The sequence below is a fragment of the Piscicoccus intestinalis NBRC 104926 genome (genome assembly GCF_001515525.1).
Classification (GTDB): Bacteria; Actinomycetota; Actinomycetes; order Actinomycetales; family Dermatophilaceae; genus Kineosphaera; species Kineosphaera intestinalis.
The window spans coordinates 1-1,716 of sequence record NZ_BCNQ01000280.1 but is presented as its reverse complement, the minus strand read 5'-3'; the positions used below and the strand labels follow the sequence as shown (position 1 = coordinate 1,716).

Genomic DNA, 1,716 nt, shown 5'->3' with positions numbered 1-1,716 from the left:
CGTCTCCTCGCGCGCCGGGTGTCCCGCTCGTCGGCCGGGCTCGCGGAGCTGCCGTCGCACGTGGTGCGCACGGCGTTCCGCCGGCGCGGCAGCGGGATCCCCAACGAGTTCGCGGTGGCGGTGCTCACCTCCCGGCGCGCGGCGCGGCTCTTCGGCGGCGCCGACGTCGTCGTGCCCGTCGACGCGCTGTCGACCCGGGCGGCCTGGCTGCTGGCCCGACGCGAGCCGCGTCCCGACGTCGTCGTGACGTTCCAGGCGGCCGAGCGGGTCATCGCGCAGCGGCGGGAGCGCGACGCCGGGTGAGCCCGTCGCCGCGCGAGGTCGGCGGTGCCCGGCGCCCGGCGTGGCGCACGGGGTGCACTGGTGCCGGGGGCGGCGTGCGTGTTGAATCGGGCGTATCGAACGTCTTCCGCGGAAAGCAGGTTCAATGCGTCGACCCACCCTCGGCTCCATCGGTCGGCGCCGGTCTGCCGACGAACTCGCCGAGGGCTACGCGCGCTGCCGCGAGCTGACGCGCGCGCACGGCACCACGTACTACTGGGGCACGCTGTTCCTGCCCCCCGCCCAGCGCCGCGACGTGTACGGGGTCTACGCGCTGTGCCGGCTGGCCGACGACATCGTCGACGAACCCGACGCCGCCGGCCTCATCGACCTCGCGGTGCCCCCGGGGGCCGATCCCGCGCGGCGGCTCGACGCCTTCGAGGAGCGCTTCTACGCCGAGTGGGAGCACGGCGGCGACCCGCACCCGATCCTGGCGGCCGTCGGCGACACCGCGCGCCGGCTCGACCTGCCGCGGGACTGCTTCGAGCGGTTCTTCGGCGCCATGCGCCTGGACCTGACCCGCACGAGCTGGTCGAGCTGGGCCGAGCTGCGCGACGTCTACATGGAGGGGTCCGCGGCCGTCATCGGCGAGATGATGCTGCCCGTGCTGCGCCCGCGCACCCCGCGGGCCAAGGAGCCGGCGCGGGCCCTCGGCCTGGCCTTTCAGCTGACGAACTTCATCCGCGACGTCGGCGAAGACCTGGACCGGGGCCGCGTCTACCTGCCCGCCGACGAACTCGCGCGGTTCGGCGCCGACCCGTGGGCGCGCACGGTCACCCCCGCGTGGCGCGACTTCCTCGCCGCGCAGATCGCCCGCAACCGGGCGCTCTACCGCGAGGCCGAGCCGGGGGTGGCCATGCTGCCTCCGGCCGCCGCCCGCTGCGTCGGCAGCGCCCTGTCGATGTACTCCGGCATCCTGTCGCGCATCGAGGCCGCCGACTACGACGTCTTCACCGGCCGCCGCCGCGTCGACCCCCTCGCGAAGACGGCCGTCGCCGCCCGCGTCGTCGTCACCGGCCGGAGCCGGATCGCCCCGCGCGTGACGCCGCCGGCGCCCCCGCCCGGCAGCCTCGACGCCCTCCCCCGCACCCCGGCTCCGACCGACCCGATCACCCCCGCCGCCGGCCGCGACGACCCAACCGACCCGATCGCCCCGCCCTCCCCCACAGCCTCGTTCGGGTCGGGGGCCGGCGGCTGGTGCGTCGTCGGAGCCAGCGGCGACCTGCGCCCCGGCGCGTCCCTGCGGCGCGTGGTCGGCACGGCCCCGGTCACGCTGTGGCGCGAGCGCGACGGCCGGGTGCAGGCGGGACCGGTGGCCGGGCGCCCCACCGTGCCCGCCCTCGACGACGGGACGCTGCTGTGGGCCCGGGTGCCCGCCCTGGAGGCCGACCCGGG

2 protein-coding genes are annotated in these 1,716 nt (G+C 77.3%); both read left to right on the top strand.

Features of this window, described 5'->3' with window-relative positions; translation table 11 throughout:
- Nucleotides 1–303 (top strand): hypothetical protein (locus PINTE_RS21195; protein WP_373280192.1); only part of this gene is annotated, 303 nt, incomplete at its 5' end.
- A gap of 124 nt (nucleotides 304–427) precedes the next feature.
- On the top strand, nucleotides 428–1,716 hold a 1,289-nt coding region (locus PINTE_RS21190), incomplete at its 3' end, for a phytoene/squalene synthase family protein (protein ID WP_157087446.1).